Annotated in this window: 18 protein-coding genes; 10 read left to right on the top strand and 8 right to left on the bottom strand. The window is 71.4% G+C overall.

Annotated features, from left to right (window positions below; all coding sequences use genetic code 11):
* Positions 1 to 85: 85 nt before the first annotated feature.
* From WA640_RS12600 to WA640_RS12585, 4 genes are read right to left on the bottom strand one after another with little or no spacing between them, the layout of a single operon-like run.
* The gene (locus WA640_RS12600; protein WP_335988017.1) at positions 86 to 748 is read right to left on the bottom strand and encodes a hypothetical protein; all 663 of its coding nucleotides are present in this window, start codon (positions 746 to 748) and stop codon (positions 86 to 88) included.
* Complete coding sequence (locus WA640_RS12595) at positions 745 to 1,599, bottom strand: carbohydrate ABC transporter permease (RefSeq protein ID WP_335988016.1); 855 nt, start codon at positions 1,597 to 1,599, stop codon at positions 745 to 747. Before WA640_RS12595 ends, WA640_RS12600 begins: the two co-directional genes overlap by 4 nt.
* On the bottom strand, positions 1,596 to 2,540 hold the full coding sequence (locus WA640_RS12590) for a carbohydrate ABC transporter permease (protein WP_335988015.1): 945 nt from the start codon (positions 2,538 to 2,540) through the stop codon (positions 1,596 to 1,598). Before WA640_RS12590 ends, WA640_RS12595 begins: the two co-directional genes overlap by 4 nt.
* Positions 2,537 to 3,907, bottom strand: coding sequence for an ABC transporter substrate-binding protein (locus WA640_RS12585; RefSeq protein WP_335988014.1), 1,371 nt, complete (start codon positions 3,905 to 3,907; stop codon positions 2,537 to 2,539). The genes WA640_RS12590 and WA640_RS12585 overlap by 4 nt, the downstream gene beginning before the upstream one ends.
* Before the next feature lie 297 nt (positions 3,908 to 4,204).
* Between WA640_RS12585 and WA640_RS12580 the strand changes: the two genes are divergently transcribed.
* From WA640_RS12580 to WA640_RS12555, 6 genes are all read left to right on the top strand, one after another.
* On the top strand, positions 4,205 to 5,164 hold the full coding sequence (locus WA640_RS12580; protein WP_442904755.1) for a hydroxyacid dehydrogenase: 960 nt from the start codon (positions 4,205 to 4,207) through the stop codon (positions 5,162 to 5,164).
* 15 nt (positions 5,165 to 5,179) lie between these two features.
* Positions 5,180 to 6,232 carry a LacI family DNA-binding transcriptional regulator gene (locus WA640_RS12575; RefSeq protein WP_335988012.1) on the top strand — a complete coding sequence of 351 codons (1,053 nt, stop codon included), beginning with the start codon at positions 5,180 to 5,182 and terminating at the stop codon, positions 6,230 to 6,232.
* Positions 6,233 to 6,354: 122 nt separating this feature from the next.
* Complete coding sequence (locus WA640_RS12570) at positions 6,355 to 7,980, top strand: SLC13 family permease (protein ID WP_335988011.1); 1,626 nt, start codon at positions 6,355 to 6,357, stop codon at positions 7,978 to 7,980.
* Positions 7,981 to 8,099: 119 nt separating this feature from the next.
* Positions 8,100 to 8,984, top strand: a complete 885-nt coding sequence (locus WA640_RS12565) for a LysR family transcriptional regulator (protein ID WP_335988010.1) — start codon at positions 8,100 to 8,102, stop codon at positions 8,982 to 8,984.
* A 97-nt stretch (positions 8,985 to 9,081) separates the two neighbouring features.
* Positions 9,082 to 10,146, top strand: a complete 1,065-nt coding sequence (locus WA640_RS12560; protein WP_106363469.1) for a tartrate dehydrogenase — start codon at positions 9,082 to 9,084, stop codon at positions 10,144 to 10,146.
* A gap of 27 nt (positions 10,147 to 10,173) precedes the next feature.
* Entirely contained in the window at positions 10,174 to 11,091 is a 918-nt protein-coding gene (locus tag WA640_RS12555) for an ROK family protein (protein WP_335988009.1), read from the top strand.
* Here WA640_RS12555 and WA640_RS12550 read toward each other — a convergent pair.
* The 3 genes from WA640_RS12550 to WA640_RS12540 all read right to left on the bottom strand — a co-directional run bounded on the left by WA640_RS12550 (position 11,088) and on the right by WA640_RS12540 (position 13,751).
* Entirely contained in the window at positions 11,088 to 11,585 is a 498-nt protein-coding gene (locus WA640_RS12550; RefSeq protein ID WP_335988008.1) for an anthrone oxygenase family protein, read from the bottom strand. The two genes, WA640_RS12555 and WA640_RS12550, sit on opposite strands and share 4 nt — an antisense overlap.
* An 11-nt stretch (positions 11,586 to 11,596) precedes the next feature.
* Positions 11,597 to 13,012, bottom strand: a complete 1,416-nt coding sequence (locus tag WA640_RS12545) for a hypothetical protein (RefSeq protein ID WP_335988007.1) — start codon at positions 13,010 to 13,012, stop codon at positions 11,597 to 11,599.
* 154 nt (positions 13,013 to 13,166) lie between these two features.
* Positions 13,167 to 13,751, bottom strand: coding sequence for a TetR/AcrR family transcriptional regulator (locus WA640_RS12540; protein ID WP_335988006.1), 585 nt, complete (start codon positions 13,749 to 13,751; stop codon positions 13,167 to 13,169).
* A gap of 75 nt (positions 13,752 to 13,826) precedes the next feature.
* On the opposite strand from WA640_RS12540, the gene WA640_RS12535 reads away from it, so the two are divergent.
* Entirely contained in the window at positions 13,827 to 14,483 is a 657-nt protein-coding gene (locus WA640_RS12535) for a PaaI family thioesterase (protein WP_335988005.1), read from the top strand.
* Positions 14,484 to 14,491: 8 nt separating this feature from the next.
* Here the strand turns inward: WA640_RS12535 and WA640_RS12530 are convergent, their stop codons facing one another.
* Positions 14,492 to 15,169, bottom strand: coding sequence for a GntR family transcriptional regulator (locus WA640_RS12530; protein ID WP_335988004.1), 678 nt, complete (start codon positions 15,167 to 15,169; stop codon positions 14,492 to 14,494).
* 171 nt (positions 15,170 to 15,340) lie between these two features.
* Here WA640_RS12530 and WA640_RS12525 point away from each other — a divergent pair, with 171 nt between their 5' ends.
* From WA640_RS12525 to WA640_RS12515, 3 genes are read left to right on the top strand one after another with little or no spacing between them, the layout of a single operon-like run.
* The gene (locus WA640_RS12525; protein WP_335988003.1) at positions 15,341 to 16,501 is read left to right on the top strand and encodes an ABC transporter substrate-binding protein; all 1,161 of its coding nucleotides are present in this window, start codon (positions 15,341 to 15,343) and stop codon (positions 16,499 to 16,501) included.
* A complete protein-coding gene (locus WA640_RS12520) occupies positions 16,501 to 18,282 on the top strand; it encodes an ABC transporter permease (protein WP_335988002.1) in 1,782 nt (593 codons plus the stop codon). Before WA640_RS12525 ends, WA640_RS12520 begins: the two co-directional genes overlap by 1 nt.
* Positions 18,275 to 19,363, top strand: coding sequence for an ABC transporter ATP-binding protein (locus WA640_RS12515; protein WP_335988000.1), 1,089 nt, complete (start codon positions 18,275 to 18,277; stop codon positions 19,361 to 19,363). The genes WA640_RS12520 and WA640_RS12515 overlap by 8 nt, the downstream gene beginning before the upstream one ends.
* Positions 19,364 to 19,379 lie beyond the last annotated feature (16 nt).

The raw sequence follows: 19,379 nt of genomic DNA, 5'->3' as shown, positions 1-19,379 counted from the left end.
CAATCCGGTCTTCTCAGAACAAACCTTACGGCTGTCCGAACCGCCACCCTACCGGAGGTGTCCTCATGTGACCGCGCGCCCCGGCTCAGGCCGCCTGTCGGTCGAAGCCGGTGGCGGCGTTGACGATCACGATCGCCCAGGCCGCGGCCGCGGGCGTGAAGAGCGCGAGGTTCGGGCCGATCACCGGGATGAGCGCGGCGGCGTACGCGAGGGCCGCGACCGCGAGCCACGCGGCCGGGGCCTGCGGGCGGCGGGCCGCCGCGCGCAGGGCCGCGGTGAGGACCGCCAGCGCGGGGCCCTCGGCCCCGGCGAGGGAGGCGCTCGCGGTGGCGATGAGGGCGGCGAGGACGAGCGCGGCGGCGGCGCAGACCGCGGCGAACGCGGCGTCGCCGGAGCCGTAGAGGACGGCGTTGTAGGAGAGGAGGAGTCCGAGGACGGCCGCGCCGGTCCAGATGCGCCACAGGCGATTCCAGCCCCGGGCCCAGGCGGTCCAGAACGTGCGGAAGGGCGCGCCGGGGTAGCCGTGGGCGGCGAAGTCGCGCATACACTTCAGGGCCGCGTACAGGCCGGGCCCGGCCGGGAGCGCGGCGGCGGCGCCCGCCCACAGGCCGAGGTGGGTGAGGCCGAGCTGCCCGGCGAACGCGAACGGGATCGCCGTCGCCAAGAGCTGCACGGAGGTCGCGAACCACCAGAACACGGCGAGGAGCGTGCGCGAGAGCCGCGAGTCGTAGGCGAGCCAGGAGGTCACCCCTTCACCGCCCCGATGGACATGCCCTTGATGAAGTACCGCTGGAACGCCGCGAAGAGGATCACCGAGGGGACGATCGCGAGGATCGCGCCGGTGTAGATGAGCTCCCACTGAGAGGTGAGGAGCCCGACCATGCGGCTGAGGGCGACGTTGATGGTGCCCGCCGAGGACGAGTCGAGGAAGACCAGGGGGATGAAGAAGTCGTTCCACAGCGACAGGGCCTGGATGATGACGAACGCCGAGGTCACGGGCAGGAGCATCGGGAAGACGATGGACCAGAACGTGCGGAGCCTCCCCGCGCCGTCCACTTCGGCGGCCTCTTCGACCTCGCGCGGCACGCCCTTGATGAAGGAGCAGTACAGGAGGATGCCGAACGAGGCGGCGCCGCCGAGGTGCACGAGGATGACGCTGGTGAGCGTCGAGTACAGGCCGATCTGGTTCATGGAGGACACCAGCGGGATCATGCGGACCTGGAAGGGGATCATGAGCCCGGCGATGAACAGCAGGTAGATCCAGCGCGAGGAGCGCCCGCCGATCCGCTCGATGCCCCACGCGGCCATGGGGACGATCGCGATGAGGAGCACGAGGGTGCCGACGGTGATGACGAGGGTGTTGACGAGCGCCTCGCCGTAGTCGGTGGTCTGGAACAGCCGCGCGTAGTTCTCGAAGCTCAGGCCGGTCGGCAGGCCCATGGGGTCCTTGGTGATCTCGGCGTAGCTGCGGAAGGAGTTGAGCAGCGCGTACAGGACCGGGAAGGACACGGCGAGGACGAGGACCGACAGGACCGCCATGACGACGACCTCTCCCGGAGTGAGCCGCCGCTTCTCTCTGCGGCGCTTGGACTCGCTCATGCCTGGACCTCCCTGCTGCGCATGTACCGGTTGGCGAGCACCGTGGTCGCCATGACGACGATGAACAGGACGATGGCGGCAGCCGAGCCGTACCCGGCGCGGTACTCGCCGAAGCCGACCTTGTAGATGAAGAACGCCATGGTCTCGGAGACGAACCCGGGTCCGCCCGCGGTGAGGACCATGACCTGGTCGAAGATCGTCCACCCGGCGATCATCATGAGGGTCATGTTGACGGTGACGGCCCCGGCGAGCATCGGCCAGGTGACGTACCGGAAGACCTGCCCGCGGGAGGCGCCGTCGATCTTCGCGGCCTCCACGAGGTCCTGCGGGACGGACTGGAGGTTCGCCAGGTAGATGAGGGTGGTGTTGCCGCCGAGGGTGAAGCAGATGATGAACAGCAGGACGCCGACGACGATCTCGTTGTCGCCCAGCCAGTCCATGGCGGCGTCGTCGAAGCCGAGGTCGCGCAGGATCGTGTTGACGGCCCCGAAGTTGAAGTTGAGCATGTACTTCCAGATCGTGGCGGCGATGAAGCCCGAGACGAGCGCCGGGAGGTACACGATGGTGCGGAAGAAGCCCTGCGCGTGGTGGAGCTTGTCGAGCAGGAGCGCGACGCCGAGGGCGATCGCGTTGACGATCACCGCGGAGCCGAGGCCGAGGATCAGGGTGTTCCTGGTGGCGTTCCAGAACCGGTCGCTGGCGAGGATGTCCCGGTAGTTCGCCAGGCCCACGTAGTCGTACGCGGGGTTGATGCCGTCCCAGTCGGTGAGGCTGAGCTGGATCGACTGGATCGACGGCGCGATCACCATGAGCACGTAGACGATCAGCGCGGGCGCGATGAACAGGAGCATCACGGCCCGGTGGCGCGTGAAGCGCCGGGCGCGGGCGGGCGCCCGGCCGCCGGAGACGGCGGCCGGGCGTTCGGCGAGCTGCGCGGTCACTCGTTCTCCGCCTGGTTGTCGAACTCCTCCTGGGACTTGGCGATGCACTCGTCGATGGTGGTCTGGCCGTCCTGCATCTCGATGCGCGCCTGCCGGAAGAAGGTGTGGAAGGTGCTGAACCCGGCCCACGCGGTCGGGTTCTGGAAGAAGTTCAGGTTCGGGTTCTCCAGCAGCGCGAAGTAGTCGCCCGCGCCGGGGATGGTCGAGTTGCGCACGATCTCGTCGGAGGCCTTGACGTTCGGGGCGATCATCCCGGTCTCCTCCATGAGGTTGCAGGCGTCGACCGAGTAGTAGAACTCCAGGAACTCCACGGCCGCGTCGTATTCTTTGCCGCCATTCTCCTTCGCCTGCGAGGAGATCGCGAACCCGGAGGCGGAGTCGCCGTTGACGTCGTCCTTGAGGACGTTGAGCTTCCCGTCGTCGGCGGGCACGTAGAAGATCCCGGCGTTGAAGTCGGGGTCGACCTTGTTGACGTCGTTGAGGCGACCGATCCCGGCCGAGGAGGTGGACATGACGGCCTGGCGGTTGACCAGGAGCGTCGTGGTCTGGGCGTCCTGGGTGGACTGCCAGCCTTCGAGGACGTACGCGTCGGTGATGTCCTTGAGCCGCTGGAGGGGCTCCCTCAGGTCCTCGATCGAGGCGTCCCCGGCGCGCACGGCGTTCCAGAAGCCCCCGGCCTCGGAGTACTGGGCGAAGGTGGGGGCGGCGAGGGGCTTCCACAGCTGGTCGGAGGGCCAGATCTCGCCAGCGGCGGTCGCCAGGGGCGCGTCGCCGTTGGCCTGGATCGCGTCGAGGAGGGCGATGAACTCGGCGTACGTGGTCGGGACGGCGAGACCGTGCTCCTCGAAGTAGTCCTTGTCGTAGACCATGTTGAAGCCGAGCTCGCCGTTGAGGGCGGTGGTGGGGACGATGTACACGTCGCCGTCCTCGGCGGGGGCGTAGACCTCGTCGTTGAGCAGGCTGGAGACGCTCTCGGGGATGGGGGCGAGCTTCCCGGCCTCCAGGTAGGTGAGGGTGTCGCGCATGTCGACGAGCGCGGGCCAGTTCCCGGTGGCGTCCATGGTCTTCATGGCGGTCGGGTAGTCGGTGCCCGCGGGGAGCGGGTCGAGTTCGACGACCGCGGTGGCGCTCTGGGCGTTGAACGCGTCGGCGACGGCCTTCGCCACGGAGTTCCAGGTCTCGTCGCCCGTGGCGTACAGGAACCGGATCGCGGTCTTGCCGCCGGTCGTGCCGCCCCCGGTGCCGCACCCGGCGAGCGCGAGCGGGACGGCGGCCGCGATCGAGAGACCCCCGGCGGACTGCATGAGCGAACGGCGTGAGAGTCCGCGCGCCGGCTTGGCCGACGAACGCGCCCTTGCGTTTCGCATGTCTTCTCCTTCAAGCGGTGAGAGGCTGTCGGGCATCGCATAGATACCGCTATCTGCGATGCTAGGAGCAAGCGCTCGCGAACACAAGCCGACGTTGCCGAATCGTTACCGGAATCGGTCGATCAGGTTGCCCCAGCGCGAGAATAAGCAGGTCAGCGGCGTATTGCCGCGGCCGAGCGGCGGCTCGGGAACGAGACTCGACAAGTCGGCGTTCGGCTCCTATGGTAGAAACCGATAACTGTTCTTCACGATTGAAGGAGCCCTCCGGTGGCCGATCGCCTGCCCGCGCTGTTCGCCATGGACCCCGTCCACCTGCCGCGGCTGTTCCCCGAGCCGCTCATGCGGCGGCTGCGCGCGGTGCTCGACATCGACCCCGCGCACGTGGCCGAGCGGTACGGGGGCTTCGCGCCGCTCGCGGACGCGGAGGTCGTCGTCTCCGGCTGGGGCGCACCGCGACTCGACGCCGCCGCGCTGGAACGCGCGCCGCGGCTGCACACCGTGCTCCACGCCGCCGGGTCGGTGAAGCCGCTCGTGGCCGACGCCGGATGGGAGCGCCTGGCGGTCTCGTCCGCGGCGGACGCGAACGCGCTGCCGGTGGCGGAGTACACGCTCGCGGCGATCCTCCTGGCGGGCAAGGGGGTCTTCGCGCTGCGGGAGGCGTTCCGCGCGGACCGGTCGTTCGCCTTGGGCTACATCCACCCCGAGGTCGGGAACTTCGGCCGGACCGTGGGGATCGTGGGGGCGTCGCGGATCGGGCGGCGGATCCTGGAGCTGCTGCGGCCCTTCGACTTCCGCATTCTCCTGGCCGACCCGTACGTGGAGGACGCCGCCGACCTCGGCGCGGAGCTGGTGGACCTGGACCGCCTCGTGGCCGAGGCGGACATCGTGAGCCTGCACGCGCCCGACCTCGCCGAAACCGCCGGGCTGCTGGGGGCCGAGCGGTTCGCGGCCATGAAGGACGGCGCGGTGGTCATCAACACCGCTCGCGGGCGGCTCGTGGACACCGACGCGCTCATCGCGGAGCTGACGACGGGCCGGATCTCCGCGGTCCTCGACGTCACGCACCCCGAGCCGCTCCCCGCGGACTCGCCGCTGTTCTCGCTGCCCAACGTGTTCCTGACCCCGCACGTCGCCGGGTCGCAGGGCAACGAGCTGGCGCGCATGGGACTGTACATCGTGGAGGAGGCCGAGCGGCTGGCCGCGGGCCGCCCGCTCGCGCATCTGGTCGACGGCGACCTGCGCTGGCGCCAGGCGTAGAGACGGAGGCCCTCGGTGCCCAGACGGAGTGAACCGGGCAGGCGCCCCACGCTGGCCGACGTGGCCGAGCGCGCGGGCGTGTCGGCCATGACCGTCTCCAGGGTCATCGCCGGGAACTACCCGGTCGCCCCGCCGACCCGCTCGAAGGTGCTGCGCGCCATGCGCGACCTCGACTACGTCGTCAACGCGCACGCCCGCGCGCTCGCGGGCGCGACCACGAAGACCGTCGCGCTGGTCCTGGACGACGCGACGGGCCCGTTCTTCGCGTTCATCGCCCGCGGCGTGGAGCAGCAGGCCGCCTCCGAAGGGCGCCTGTGCCTCCTGTGCACCACGCACGGCGACCCGGAGCGGGAGCTGGCGGTCGTGGAGCTTTTGCGCGAGCAGCGCGCCGAGGCGGTGATCCTCGTCGGCGGCGCCCAGGACACCGACACGTACACCGAGCGGATGGCGTCCTTCGCACGCGCCCTGGACAAGTCGGGGTCGCGCCTGGTCCTGTGCGGGCGTCCCTCCCCCGGGCCCGACGTGCCCGCCACGGTGGTCGAGTACGACAACGAGGGCGGGGCGTACGCGATGACCGCGTACCTGCTCGCCAACGGGCACCGCAGGATCGCGTACGTCGGCCGCGAGCCCGGGCTGTCCACGACCGACGAGCGCGTCCGCGGCTACCGGAGGGCGCACGCCGACCACGGTGTGGCCGTTGACGAAGGGCTCATCCGGCCCGGCACGTTCACGCGCGAGAGCGGCGCCGCGGTCACGGAGGCGCTGTGGGACGAGCGCACCGACGCCACCGCGGTCTTCGCCGCCACCGACATGGTCGCCGCCGGGGTGCTCAAGGCCCTGCGCGGGCGGGGCGTGCGCGTCCCCGAGGACGTCTCGGTGGTCGGCTTCGACGACATCCCCCTGGCCTCCGACCTGACCCCGGCGCTGACCACGGTCCACGTCCCCCACGAGCAGCTGGGCCGCGAGGCCGTGCGCCTCGCGCTCCACAGGGGACCGGACCTCGATGACAGGGTCGTCCTCGGCACGCACATCGTCGTCAGGGACTCCGCCGCGCCGCTGCGGCCCTGACCGCGAGTCCCCGTGGGACCCTGAGCCATAGGCGAAGCCTATATGCCGCAAAGGACACGACTCTTGGACGTATCCCCTCCCGGGTGAGACAGTGGCCACAGTCAATCCCTCAAGGAGGAGGCATGGCTTCAACAGCCGAGCACGGAGCGGCAGCGCCCTCCGAATCCCCTCGCACCGATGTGGACAAGGCCCTGCTGGGCGGGTCCACCTACCGCAGCCTCTCCGAGCTCGGCTCGGGCGCCGAGGAGAAGTTCGAGAAGGGCCGGCGCCTCGTCGGCTGGTTCCTCGCGCCCCTCGTCAGCCTCGTGTTCGGATTCCTGCCGCTCGACATGCCCGGCGACCAGCAGACCCTGGCCGCGGTGCTCCTCGGCGTCGTCGTCCTGTGGATCTGCGAACCCATCCCCATCCCGGTCGGCGGCCTCATCGGCGTCGCCGCGATCGTGGTCCTCGGCGTCGCCCCCGGCGACGACGTGCTGGCGCCCTTCGGGTCCACCACGATCTTCACGTTCATCGGCGCGTTCATTCTGGCGCAAGCCATGCTCAAGCACGGTGTGGCGCAAAGGGTCGCGTACTTCGTGCTGGGCCTGCCCGGGGTCGGGCGGTCCACGTTCCGCACCATCATCGCCTTCGGCGCCATCACCTGCGTCCTGTCGGCGTTCATCTCCAACACCGCCACCGTCGCGATGCTCATGCCCACGGCCCTGGGCATCCTCGCCGTCATCGCCAAGCTCATGCAGAGCCAGGGCACCGTGCGGCCCGACTTCGACCCGATGCGCCTGCGCGTGGGCACCGCGCTCATGCTCATGCTCGCCTACGGCGCCAGCGTCGGCGGGCTCATGACGCCCGTCGGCTCGCCGCCGAACCTCATCGGCCGGGGCCTCATCGAGGAGGCCACGGGCGAGCGGATCTCCTTCGGGCAGTGGATGCTCGCCGCGCTCCCGATCTGCCTCATCATGTTCGCGGTCCTCGCGACCGTGCTGCTCCTGGTCAACAAGCCGGAGATCCGCCGCATCGAAGGCGTCGAGGAGTTCATCCGCGAGCGCCGCGCCGAGCAGGGCCCGATGAGCCGCGCCGAGAAGAACACCGTGATCGCCTTCGGCGTCACCGTGGCGCTGTGGCTCGTGCCCGCGGTCGTCGGCCTCGTCTCGGGCACCGACTCCAGCGCGTACGCCACGGTCAGCGACCGGCTCGACGAGGGCGTCGCCGCCGTCATCGGCGCCGCGCTCCTGTTCGTGCTGCCCGTCAACTGGTCGAAGCAGCAGGCGACCCTGACGTGGAAGGACGCCGCCAAGATCGACTGGGGCACGATCCTCCTGTTCGGCACCGGGATCATCTTCGGCGCCATGCTCTCCTCGACCGGCCTGGCCGAGACCATCGGCAACGGCGCCTCCGACGCCCTCGGCATCACCAGCGCGTTCGCGATCACCGCGTTCGCCGTGATCCTCGCGGTGCTCATCTCCGAGACGACGTCGAACACGGCGTCGGCGGCGGTCGTGGTCCCGATCATCATCCCGCTCGCCGCCGCGGCCGGGGTCGATCCGCTGGTGCCCGCGCTGGCGGCGACGTTCGCGGCCTCGCTCGGGTTCATGCTGCCGGTCTCGACGCCGCAGAACGCCATCGTCTACGGCACCGGCTGCGTGCCGATGACGAAGATGATCCGCTCCGGGGTCACGTTCGACCTCATCGGCGCGGTCGTCATCATCGCGCTCATGCCGCTGATGGTCGTGTTCACCGGCATCGGGAGCTGAACGAACTAGCGCAAATCGGGCGCTCGACACTAGACTCCGGGGAACGGCGCCCGGTGTCGGGCGCCCGGAACCCTATATCCTATTTCCTATAGGATCTACGATCCAGTCGCGGAGCCGCATTGGACGCACGCCAGCTCGGGTACTTCCTCGCCGTGGTCGACCACGGCGGGTTCGGGAAGGCCGCGGAGCAGATCCACATCGCGCAGCCGTCCCTGTCGCAGGCCATCGCGAACCTCGAACGGAGCCTGGGCGTCGAGCTGTTCCACCGGGTCGGGCGCGGCGTGGTCCTCTCGGACGCGGGGCGGCGCCTGGTCGAGCCCGCGCGGCAGGTCCTGCGGGACCTGGAGACCGCCCGCGACGCGGCGCTGTCGGTGCGCGAGCTCGAACGCGGCCGCCTCGACATGGTGTCGATGCCCTCCCCCGGGATCGAGCCGCTCACGGCGATGATGACCCGCTTCGTGGAGCGGTACCCGGGCATCGTCGTGAACGTCGAGGGCGCGTTCACCGCCGACGAGGTCGTGGCGCACGTCAGGACCGGCGCGAGCGAGGTCGGCCTGCTCGGGTCGGCCGAGGACCTGCGCACTGCCGAGTTGCGCGTGGTGCCGATCGAGAGCCAGCCGCTGGTGCTCATCTCCCCGCCCGGCGCGGACCTGCCTCCGGGCGGTACGGTCGGCCGCGAGGACTTCCGGGGCCTGCGGCTCATCGCCTCCCAGCGCGGGAGCATCATGCGCCGCTTCGTGGACGACCTGCTCGCCGACGTCGACGGCGTGCGCCTGGCCGCGGAGATCGCGCACCGGACCTCGATCCTGCCGCTGGTGCTGGCCGGGTTCGGCCACGCGGTCATGCCCGCGTCGTGGACGCCGCTCGCGGAGCGGACCGGCGCGGCGGTGCGGCGGATCGAGCCCGCCTGGCACCTGCACGTGTCGCTGGTGTGCCGCCCCGAGGGGCTGAGCCCGGCGGCCCGCGCGTTCGTGGCGATGGCCGAGGACTGGCGCGACCGATAGGGCTTCCCGATGGGCGCCATCGCGAACCGGTCTTGGACTCGGGGGCGTGACCGGGTGTTGACTCGATGCGAACCGTCCCAGGCACGAAGGAGCTTCCATGGACCGGCCGCTGCGCATCGCCGCCATCCCCGCCGACGGCATCGGGCGGGAGGTGGTGGCCGCGGGCCGGGCCGTGCTCGACAAGTTGCAGGCCGAGGGGCGGTTCTCCCTTCAGTGGGAGGAGTTCCCGTGGGGCTCGGACTACTACGCCGAGCACGGCCGGATGATGCCCGAGGACGGCCTGGAGGTCCTCAGGGGCTTCGACGCGATCTACTTCGGGGCGGTGGGGTGGCCGACGGTCCCCGACCACGTGAGCCTGTGGGGGCTGCGGCTGCGGATCTGCCAGGGCTTCGACCAGTGGGCGAACGTGCGGCCCGTGCACTTCCTGCCGGGCGTGGTGAGCCCCCTGCGCAAGGCCGACGACGCCGAGCTGGATTGGGTGGTGGTGCGGGAGAACTCCGAGGGCGAGTACGCCGGGATCGGGGGCCGGAACCTCGCCTCGCGCGGCGAGGGCGCCGAGGTGGCGATCCAGTCGGCGCTGTTCACCGAGGCCGGGTGCGAGCGGATCATGCGCTTCGCGTTCGACCTGGCGCGCACCAGGTCCCGCCGGAAGGTCTCCAGCGTCACCAAGAGCAACGCGCAGCAGTACGGGATGGTCCTGTGGGACGACGTGTTCCGCCGCGTGGCCGCCGACTACCCCGACGTGGAGACCGAGAGCGTCCTGGTGGACGCGATGGCCGCGAAGTTCGTGCTGCGCCCCGAGGACCTGTCGGTGGTGGTGGCCTCGAACCTGAACGCGGACATCCTCTCCGACCTCGGCTCGGCCCTGGCCGGGAGCCTGGGCCTGGCCGCCAGCGCGAATCTGAACCCCGAGGGGCGGTTCCCGTCGATGTTCGAGCCGGTCCACGGCTCGGCCCCGGACATCGCGGGCCGGGGGGCCGCGAATCCGGTGGGCGCCATCGGGAGCGCCGCGCTGATGCTGGCGCACCTGGGCCTCCCGGAGGAGGCGGCGCGGATCGAGCGGGCGATCGAGGCGGCGTCGGCGGCGGGCGTGCTGACCCGCGACGTCGGCGGGACCGCGTCGACCGACGAGGTGACGGCGGCGATCACCGCGCGTCTGTGAGGCGTGACCGCTCGGTAGGCTCGCGGCATGAACGTGACGATGGCGCTCGACCTGGGCGGCACCAAGGTGGAGGCCGCGCTGGTGCGCGCGGACGGGACCGTGGTCGAGGGGACGCGCTCGCGGGCGGCGACGGGGGCGGCCGCGGCCGCCGACCGGGCTGCCGGGGAGCGGGCGATCGCGCAGGTGGTGCGCCATTGCGCGGCGGCCCCGGAGTGGGCGGCGGTGTCGGGGGCCGGGATCGGCTCGGCGGGGCCGGTGGACCTCGGTGCGGGCACGATCGGGCCGATCAACCTGCCGGCGATGCAGGGCTTCGGGATCACCGGGTTCGTGCGGGAGGTCAGCGGCCTGGACGAGGTGTCGCTGCGGCTCGACGGCACGTGCATCGCGCTCGCGGAGTCGTGGCTCGGCGCGGCGCGCGGGGTGCGGAACGCGCTGGTCATGGTGGTGTCGACGGGCGTGGGCGGGGGCCTGGTCAGCGACGGGCGGATCGTCTCGGGCGGCGGCGGGAACGCGGGCCATCTCGGGCAGGTCGTGGTCGACCGGATCGCCTCGTCGGCGCACGACGCGACGGTGGAGGGGATCGCGTCGGGGCCGAGCACGGTGCGGTGGGCGCAGCGCGAGGGCTGGGACGGGGCGAGCGGCGAGGACCTGGCGCGCGACTACGCCGCGGGCGTCGATGTGGCGGTCGCGGCGGTGCGCCGGTCGGCGCGGGCGGTGGGGCTGGGCCTGGTGAACGCCGCGACGCTCCTGGATCTGGAGGTCGCGGTGATCGGCGGCGGGTTCTCGTTCGTGGCGGATGACTACCCGGACCTGGTGGCCGCGGCGGTCCGCGAGCACGCCGTCAACGCCTATGCGGCGGACCTGAAGGTGGTGCGCGCCGAGCTCGGCGGGGACGCGCCGCTGATCGGCGCGGCGGCCCTGGTCCACCGCGCCGACCTGCTCTAGGCGTTCAGACCCGTGGTGTAGAGCGCCCACGCGAGGGCCGCGAGGCCGAGGAGGGACGCGATGCCGCGCACGTGGTTCCACTTGGTCCACGGCTCCTCGACGTCGCCGCGGAGCGCGGCGGGGTCCTCGATGGCGGCGGGGTCGCCTGCGGCTTCGAGGCGGTCGTTGAGGGGGACGTTCTTCGCCATGGTCCCGATGAACATGACGAGATTGCACACGAGTCCGGCGATCGTCCACGGCAGTGCCGACTTGTCGTCGAGGAAGCAGCCGAGGATCACGGCGGCGAGCGCGAAGACGACCGAGCCGAGGAACGCGGTCATGAAGCGGCCGTTGATGATGACGCGGTTGATGTGCTGGAGTGCGGCGATCCACGCGCGGTCGTCGAGGATCTTCAGGCCGGGCATCACCGAATAGGAGTAGCCGGTGAACAGCCCGGCCATGAGCCCCGCGCTGAGCAGCGCGGCGATCAGGGCGATGAGGTGCAGCGGTGCCATGAGGGGCCTTTCTAGCCGAGGGGCATCACCCGGGCGATGCGGATCGCGCCGTCGTCGGCCGCCGGGTAGGCGGCGCTGCCGTCAGGATATGCCTTGAACGCCTGGTAGTCGTGGTCCGGGACGTCGATGTCGAACGGGTCGCCGATGGGCGAGCCGGACCCGGCGTCGCGGACCTGCGCGGTCATGCCGTCCCCGGTCTCCCAGGCCAGGAGCAGGTCGTCGCCGTACGCCACGAGGTGCGGGTGGCTCGTGTCGGCGCCGGTGTCCACGGTGGTGTCGGAGGGCCCGTCGGTGAAGTGCTCCAGGCGGGCCCGTCCCCCTTGGCTCCAGGCGGTCCAGTAGCCGTCGCCGACGGCGACGAGGTCGCCGCCGAACAGGCTCCCGTCGCATTCGCCGGGGGCGACGGTGGTGTACGCGGGGATCGCGATGCGGCACTGGTTGTCGGTGGCGCAGACCATGCCGAACTCGTCGCGGTCGGCGTTCCAGGCGATGCGCGCGGTCCAGGAGTGGCTGCATCCCACGGCGAACGCGTCGGGGTGGTCGGCGAGGCCGCCGCCGGGGTCGACGACCTGCATGCGGTCGCCTTCGTGGATGTCGACGCAGTCGCCGTTGGCGACGGTGATGGCGACGCCGAAGTACGCGGCGGTGTTGGCGCCGTCGGAGGCGAGGCGGCCGTGGTGCTGGTACCACCACACGAAGCGGGCGCCGTCGTCGTAGCCGGAGCGGCCGTCGCCGAGGTTGGTCACCTGGCGCTCCCACACCTGCGCGCCTTCGTTGTCGAAGCGCACCATGTGCATCGTGCGGCAGGGGCTGGACTCGCCGCCGCACAGGGGCCCGTCGCCGCAGTCGCCTTCGCGGGTGACGAGGACGGTGACGCCGTCGGCGTCGGCGATGACGTCTTGGAGGTCGATCCCTTCGAGGTCGAAGGGCTCGCCGTCGATCGCGTCGCCGCAGTCGAGGCGGGCGAGGTGGATGCGGTCGTCGGTGCCGTCCCAGGCGAGCCAGGACCGGCCGTCGGGGGCGGCGGCGATGGCTGCGGGGAGCGGGTCGGTGTCGCCTTCTCCCCCGGCGCCGATGACGTTGGCGTCCACTGCGGTGACGGTGACGTCGGGTCCTGCCGCGGGGGCGCGGTCGCACATGCCGTCGCCCTCGGGAGCGGCGGAGGTCGCGGCCTCGGTCGGCGAGGGCGACGGGGTCGGGGAAGCGACGGTCTCGGTTGCGGCCGCCGGTGAGCCCGCGGTGGGCTCGGCGCCGTCGGTGCTGTCGCCCGCCCCGGAGCCGCCTCCGGTCATGGCGACGGCCGCGCCGATCGTGGTGGCCGCGATCAGGCCGATCGCGGTGCCGCCCACGATGAGCACGCGGCGCCAGTTCGTCATCGGGGGCATCCGGTGCGCGTGGATGCTCGATCGGGGTGAAGGTCTACTCATTGCCGATTTCGTCCTTCAGACGGCCGCCACCGCGCACGCGCGGGCGGCGGCAAAGGGTCGTGGGAACCGACCTTACTGACCCTGGTGAGCGGACAACGCCCAGGTCGGCGGGTTGCACCGATATGGACGGACCGGTCACCGTCCGCGACGGACGTCAGTGCGCGACGGCGGCCGCGACGAGCGCTTCGAGGCGGCGCGCGACCCGGTCGAGCGGCTCGGCGGTCTGCTTGGCGCGGCACATCGCCACGGTCCCCTCGACGGCGGCGACGGCGAGCGTGGCGAGGTCGCGGGCCTCCTCGGGGTCGGCGCCGTGCGCTTCGAGGGACTCGGCGAACAGTCGCTCCCAGCGGTCGAAGGCCGCGGCGGCGGCGCGCAGCGCGGGCGGGAACTCGTCCTCCGGGGGCTCCTCGACGGCGACGGCGAGCACCGGGCAGCCGGTGCGGAACCCGCTGCCGACCACGATGTCCCGCCAGCGCTTGAGGTAGGCGGCGAGACCCGCGGCGGGCCCGGCGTCCATGGCCGCGCGCATGTGCCGCTCGACGGAGGCCGCGGCGTACTGGACGGCCTCGGTCGCCAACTGGGCCTTGCCTTCAGGGAAGTAGTGGTACGTGGACCCGAGGGGCGCGTTCGCGTGCCGGGCGGTCTCGCGGATGCTGGCGGCGCTGAGGCCGCGGCGGGCGATGAGGTCGGCGGCCCCGGCGACGATGCGCTCGCGGGAGGGCGGTTCGGCGCGCGTCACGGTCGGACTCCGTTCACGGTCTCGTGGTAGCCTGGCCTCCGATTATAACGGTCGTCATATACAGGAGGAGCGCGGATGTCCAGCGAGGACCTCGAACTGCGCCGCAAGGCGGTCGCCGAGCTCGGGCGCGAGATGCGCGCGCTCGTGGAGACCATGGCGCGCACCGAGACCCCCACTGCGGTCCTGGAGGAGCTGGCCGGGGAGGTCAAGCGGCTCGAAGCGCGGTTCACGGGGCGGCGCAGGGAGCGCGCCGAGGTCCCGGACGTCGACGTGTTCCCGTTCGGGCTGCGCATGTTCAGCCCCGCGACCGGCCACGGCAGCCCGATCGCGCCGCCGATGGACATCGAGGAGACCGACCGCGACGGCATGGTCGGGCGGTGCGTGCTCGGGGTGGTCCACGAGGGCCCGCCCGGGTACGCGCACGGGGGCCTGAGCGCGATGCTCCTGGACGAGCTGATGGGCTGGGCGTGCGCGGCGAAGGGCCTGCCCGCCATGACGATCGGCCTCGACGTGCGGTACCAGCGGCCGGTGCCGGTCGAGATGCCGCTGCTGCTCAAGGCTCGGGTCACCGGGATCGAGGGCCGCAAGATCACGGTGGCAGGGAGCGTGTGCCCCGAGGACGACCCCGAGACGATCCTGGTGGCGGCCGAGGGCCGCTTCGTGGCCCCGGACCTCGACCGGGCGCGGTCGCTGTTCCCGAAGGCGGGCACCTACTCCAAGTTCACGGACTAGGCGGCGCTCTAGACGGACGCGGGCCGGGCGCCGAGGCGGGAGGCCGCTGTCGCGCCCAGGCTGGTGTCGATGTGGCGGCGCATGACCCCGGCCGCGCCCTCGACGTCCCCGGCGACGATGCAGTCGACGAGCTCGCGGTGCTCGGCGTCCTTCTGGTCCCGGTCGGCCTGCGAGCGGCGGGCCTCCAGGCCGAGCCGCCGGTAGCGGTCGGCCTTGTCCCACAGGGCGTCGAGCGTGGTGACGAGCAGGTCGTTGTGGGAGGCGCGGTAGACCGCGGCGTGGAAGCGGCGGTGCGCCACCAGGTCCGGCACGCTCGGGTCGTCGGGGAGGGCGTGGACCTGCTCGGCCGCTTCGCGGATGAGGCGGATGTCCTCGGTGGTGCGCCGCTCGGCGGCGAGCGAGGCCGCGAGCGGATCGAGGGAGCGGCGGATCTCCAGCAGGTCCCGGGCCTCCTCGGCCGTCAGGGGCGAGACGCGGGAGTCGCGGTGCGTGCCGAGGTCCACCAGGCCCTCGGCGCTCAAGCGGCGCAGGGCCTCCCGCAGGGGCGTGGTGCTGACGCCGATCGCGGGAGCGAGCACCGCCTGGTTGAGCACCTGCCCGGGTTCGAGCTCGCCGGAGAGGATCTGCTCGCGCAGAACCTGGTACGCGAACTCGCTCTTCGTCGCCGCCGGCAAGGGCTGGATCATCTGTCCTCCTCTGATGGAGGTTATAGCCTACCTTGCGGAGACGAACGGCGTGCGCCCGCGGGACGGGCTTGGGAATCGAGAAAAGCACGGTAGCGGGTTTGACAGCCAGAGGTTATAACCTATAACCTTCGGCTGTCACTGACGACACGACCCCGCAAAGGAGCGGCAGCGATGTCCACTCGACCCCTTCCCCCCGCACTGACCAGGCGGGGCCTCCTCGGCGCCGCCGCCATCGGCGCCGCGGGCGCGCTCGCCGCGTGCGGCGAGGACGAGACCCCCTTGCCCGCCAACGAGATCGACGCCGAGCAGGTCCCCGACTACTACCCCGCCGAGTACGCCGACATCCTCGCCGCCTCCAAGGAGGAGGGCGGCGAGCTGGAGATCTACTCCAACACCGACCAGGAGAACTGGGCGCCGATCCTCCGCGACTTCCAGAAGAAGTACCCGTGGGTCGAGAAGATCAACGCCTCCAACCTCGACAGCGACGAGGTCTTCCAGCGGATCCTCTCCGAGCAGGCCACCAACGGCTCCCCCGCCGACCTCGTCGTCTCCAACGCCGCCCAGGCCTGGGCCGAGTACGCCGGCGGCGAGGAGCACCTCCTCGCCCACGACTCCCCCGAGCTCGCGCACCTCCCCGAGTTCGCGCTGCTGCTGCCGAACGTCTACGCCATGTCCGTCGACCCGCAGACCATCGCCTACAACACCTCGCTCATGCCCGAGGCGCCCACCGGCATCGGCCACCTCGCCGAACTCGTCGCCGCCGACACGGAGCTGTTCAAGGACAAGCTGACCGCCCGCGACGTCGGCGGCGCCTTCGGGTTCACCGTCTCCCACACGTTCACCCAGCACGTCCCCGACGCGTGGGAGCACCTGGAGACACTCCTGCCGCTGGCCCGCCCCGAGACCTCCTCGGGCACCCAGAACGAGAAGATCCTCGCCGGGGAGTACCTCGCCGGGTTCTTCATCAGCGCCGCCCCCGCCAACCCCGTCGTCGCCAACTCCGGCGGCCTGTTCGAGGTCGTGTTCCCCCAGGACGGGACGGTGCTGCTCCCCCGCGGCATCGGCATCGCCCACGGCGCGCCGCACCCGAACACCGCGCGCCTGTTCGTCGACTTCCTGCTGTCCGAGGAGGGCCAGCGGGCCGTCGCCGAAGGCGGCCTCGCCTCCTACCGCGACAGCGTCGAGCAGGTCGAAGGCCTGCACACCTACCAGGAGGTCGTCGACGCCGTCGGCGAGGACGCGATCGTCTTCGCGCCCTACGCGCTCGTCGACGAGGCCGAGGTGGACGAGTTCACCGGCCGCTGGAACGGCCTGCTGGGAGGCGGGAGCTGATGGCGGTCACCGAAGCGCCCCCGGCCCGGCCGCCCGAGGCCGAGGAGGTCGGGCGCCTGCCGCGGCGGCGCCGCCCCTTCGGGCTCGGCCGCGAGCACGCCGTCTACTGGACCGTGCTCGTCGTCGTGGCCCTGTTCACGCTCGCCCCGGTCGTCCCCACCCTGATCCAGTCCCTCATGGACCGTCCCCTGTACGAGGCCGGGGGCCTGTTCACGGTCGAGAACTACACGCGGCTGTTCACCGAGGCCGGGTTCGGGCGCGTCGCGCTGAACACGGCGCTGTTCTCGGCGCTCACGACGGTGCTGGCGCTGGCGTTCGCGGTGCCGATGGCCGTGGTCGTGGTGCGCACGAAGCTGCCCGGCGGGCGGGTGTTCGCCGCGGCGATGCAGTGGCCGTTCTTCATCTCCTCGCTCATCCTCGGGTTCGGGTGGATCGCGATGTACGGCCCGGCCGGGTTCGTGTCGGTGTGGGTGCGGGACCTCGTGGGGACCGTCCCGTGGGACCTGTACTCGATCCCCGGCATGGCGCTCACGGAGGCGGTGGCGCTCGCGCCGATCGCGTACGTGTTCTGCGCCAACGCGCTGCGGCGCTCGGACGCGTCGCTGGAGTCGGCCGCGCAGGTGTGCGGGGCCCGGCCGCTGCGCGTCCTGTTCTCGGTGGTGATCCCGATGCTGCGCCCGCCGATGGTGTACTCGGCGATCCTGGTGTTCTCCGTGTCCCTTGAGACGCTGAGCATCCCGCTGATCTACGGGCAGCCGGTGGGCATCGAGGTGTTCTCGACGTTCCTGTACCACCACGGCCTCAAGTCGATCAACCCCGACTACGGCGTCATGGGCGCGGCCTCGGTTGTGATCCTGGTCCTCACCGTGGCGGCGGTCGTGGTGCAGGCGAAGCTACTGCGCAACGCGCAGCGGTTCGTGTCCGTGCGCGGCAAGGCCACCCGGCCGCGGCGCCTCGACATCGGCGGCCTGAAGTGGGTCGCGGCGGCGTTCATCGCCGTGTACCTCGCCTTCGGGGCGCTCATCCCCATCGGCGGGCTCGTGTTCCGGTCGTTCACGCTGGTGTTCACGCCGCTCCAGTCGCCGCTGGAGACGCTCACGGTCGAGAACTACGAGCGGATCTTCTCGTTCGCCTCGTACGTCCAGTCGATCACCAACTCGCTCATCGTCTCCGCGGTCGGCGCCGTCGCCGTCAGCCTCCTCGCCACGGCCGCGGTCATGGTGTCCAAGCGCTCCACGTTCCGCTACGGCCGGGTTGTGGAGTTCCTGTCGCTCGCGCCGCAGGCCATGCCCGGGATCATCGTCGGCATCGGCATGTTCTGGGCGTTCGCGTACCTGCCGTTCGGCCTCGGCGGGCTCGTGCAGGGCACTCTGCTCGCCGTCATCGTCGGCTTCTCCGTGCGAGCCCTGCCGAGCGCGTTCGGGTCGGTCGCACCGGCGGCCATGCAGATCGGCACCGAGCTCGACAACGCGGCCCGCGTCTCGGGCGCGGACTGGCTGCGCACGTTCTGGAGCGTCCTCGCGCGCCTGGTCACGCCCGCGTTCGCGGGGGCGCTGATCCTCACCTTCGTCATCATCCTCAAGGAGTACTCGCCCGCGGTGTTCCTCGCCTCGGCCGAGTCGAACGTCATCGGCACCACGATGCTGGAGCTGTGGAAGCAGGGCAACACCGGCTCGGTGGCCGCCCTCGCCACACTCCAGATCGCGATCACCGTCGCGTTCGTCGGCCTCGCGGGACTCCTCATGCGCAGCAAGGCAGAAGAAAGGGGCGACCATGCCTGACGTCCGGATCTCCAACCTGGTCAAGCGGTTCGGCGAGACCACCGTTCTCGAAGGGGTCGACGCGACGATCGCCGACGGCGAGTTCTTCACGCTCCTGGGCCCCTCAGGGTGCGGGAAGTCCACCACCCTCAACTGCGTCGCGGGCCTGGAGCGGCCCACCGGCGGGTCGATCAGCGTGGGCGGCACCGTGTTCGTCGGCGACGGCGTGTTCCTCCAGCCCGAGGAGCGCAACCTCGGCATGGTGTTCCAGTCGTACGCGCTGTGGCCGCACAAGACCATCGCCGAAAACCTCGCACTCCCCTTGAAACTGCGGAAGATCGGGAAGTCCGAGCGGGACCGCCGCATCGCCGAGGCCCTCGCCAAAGTGGACCTCGCGCATCTGGCCGGCCGCTACCCGCACCAGCTCTCGGGCGGCCAGCAGCAGCGCGTCGCCCTCGCGCGGGCGCTCGTGTACTCCCCGACCGTGCTCCTGCTCGACGAGCCGCTGTCCAACCTGGACGCGAAGCTGCGCGAGCAGGCGCGGGCCTGGCTCAAGCGGCTCCAGGAGGACCTGGGCATCACCACCGTGTACGTGACGCACGACCAGGAGGAGGCACTCGCGCTCTCCGACCGCATCGCCGTCATGTCCGAAGGCCGCATGACCCAGGTCGGCACGCCCGTCGAGATCTACGAGACCCCCGCCGCCGCCGAGGTCGCCGCGTTCGTGGGCCGGTGCAACTTCCTGCCCGGCCGCGTCGCCGCCAACACCGGCGGCCTCGTCGACGTCGAGCTCGACGGCGCGGGCACCGTGCGGATCGCCTCCGGACTCGAAGCGCGCGAAGGCGACCCGGTCACCGTCGCCGTGCGGCCCGAGCGCCTGGAGGCCGTCCCCGCCGGGACCGCGGCCGCGGGCGCGAACGCCCTCCGCGCCGCCGTCGTCACCGGCTCCTACGTCGGCTCCCGCTACGAGTACCTGTTCCAGGTCGGCGACCGCACCGTCCAGGTCGACAGCGCCCGCGCCCGCCTCGGCGGCGAAGCGGACCTCCTGTTCGGCCCCGAGGACGCGCTCCTGTACGCCGAACCGGTCCCCGCCGCCAAGTAACTCCCGAAAGGACACA

Source organism: Glycomyces sp. MUSA5-2, from assembly GCF_037034145.1.
Taxonomy (GTDB): Bacteria; Actinomycetota; Actinomycetes; order Mycobacteriales; family Micromonosporaceae; genus Glycomyces; species Glycomyces artemisiae.
This window is presented reverse-complemented; position numbering and strand designations above follow the sequence as displayed.

Bases quoted from the DNA above. Each gene is read 5' to 3' on its own strand.
- WA640_RS12530 (WP_335988004.1), bottom strand. From the start codon at position 15,169: ATGATCCAGCCCTTGCCGGCGGCGACGAAGAGCGAGTTCGCGTACCAG.
- WA640_RS12585 (WP_335988014.1), bottom strand. From the start codon at position 3,907: ATGCGAAACGCAAGGGCGCGTTCGTCGGCCAAGCCGGCGCGCGGACTC.
- WA640_RS12545 (WP_335988007.1), bottom strand. From the start codon at position 13,012: ATGAGTAGACCTTCACCCCGATCGAGCATCCACGCGCACCGGATGCCC.
- WA640_RS12535 (WP_335988005.1), top strand. From the start codon at position 13,827: ATGTCCAGCGAGGACCTCGAACTGCGCCGCAAGGCGGTCGCCGAGCTC.
- WA640_RS12555 (WP_335988009.1), top strand. From the start codon at position 10,174: ATGAACGTGACGATGGCGCTCGACCTGGGCGGCACCAAGGTGGAGGCC.
- WA640_RS12515 (WP_335988000.1), top strand. From the start codon at position 18,275: ATGCCTGACGTCCGGATCTCCAACCTGGTCAAGCGGTTCGGCGAGACC.
- WA640_RS12520 (WP_335988002.1), top strand. From the start codon at position 16,501: ATGGCGGTCACCGAAGCGCCCCCGGCCCGGCCGCCCGAGGCCGAGGAG.
- WA640_RS12595 (WP_335988016.1), bottom strand. From the start codon at position 1,599: ATGAGCGAGTCCAAGCGCCGCAGAGAGAAGCGGCGGCTCACTCCGGGA.
- WA640_RS12570 (WP_335988011.1), top strand. From the start codon at position 6,355: ATGGCTTCAACAGCCGAGCACGGAGCGGCAGCGCCCTCCGAATCCCCT.
- WA640_RS12550 (WP_335988008.1), bottom strand. From the start codon at position 11,585: ATGGCACCGCTGCACCTCATCGCCCTGATCGCCGCGCTGCTCAGCGCG.
- WA640_RS12560 (WP_106363469.1), top strand. From the start codon at position 9,082: ATGGACCGGCCGCTGCGCATCGCCGCCATCCCCGCCGACGGCATCGGG.
- WA640_RS12525 (WP_335988003.1), top strand. From the start codon at position 15,341: ATGTCCACTCGACCCCTTCCCCCCGCACTGACCAGGCGGGGCCTCCTC.
- WA640_RS12580 (WP_442904755.1), top strand. From the start codon at position 4,205: ATGGACCCCGTCCACCTGCCGCGGCTGTTCCCCGAGCCGCTCATGCGG.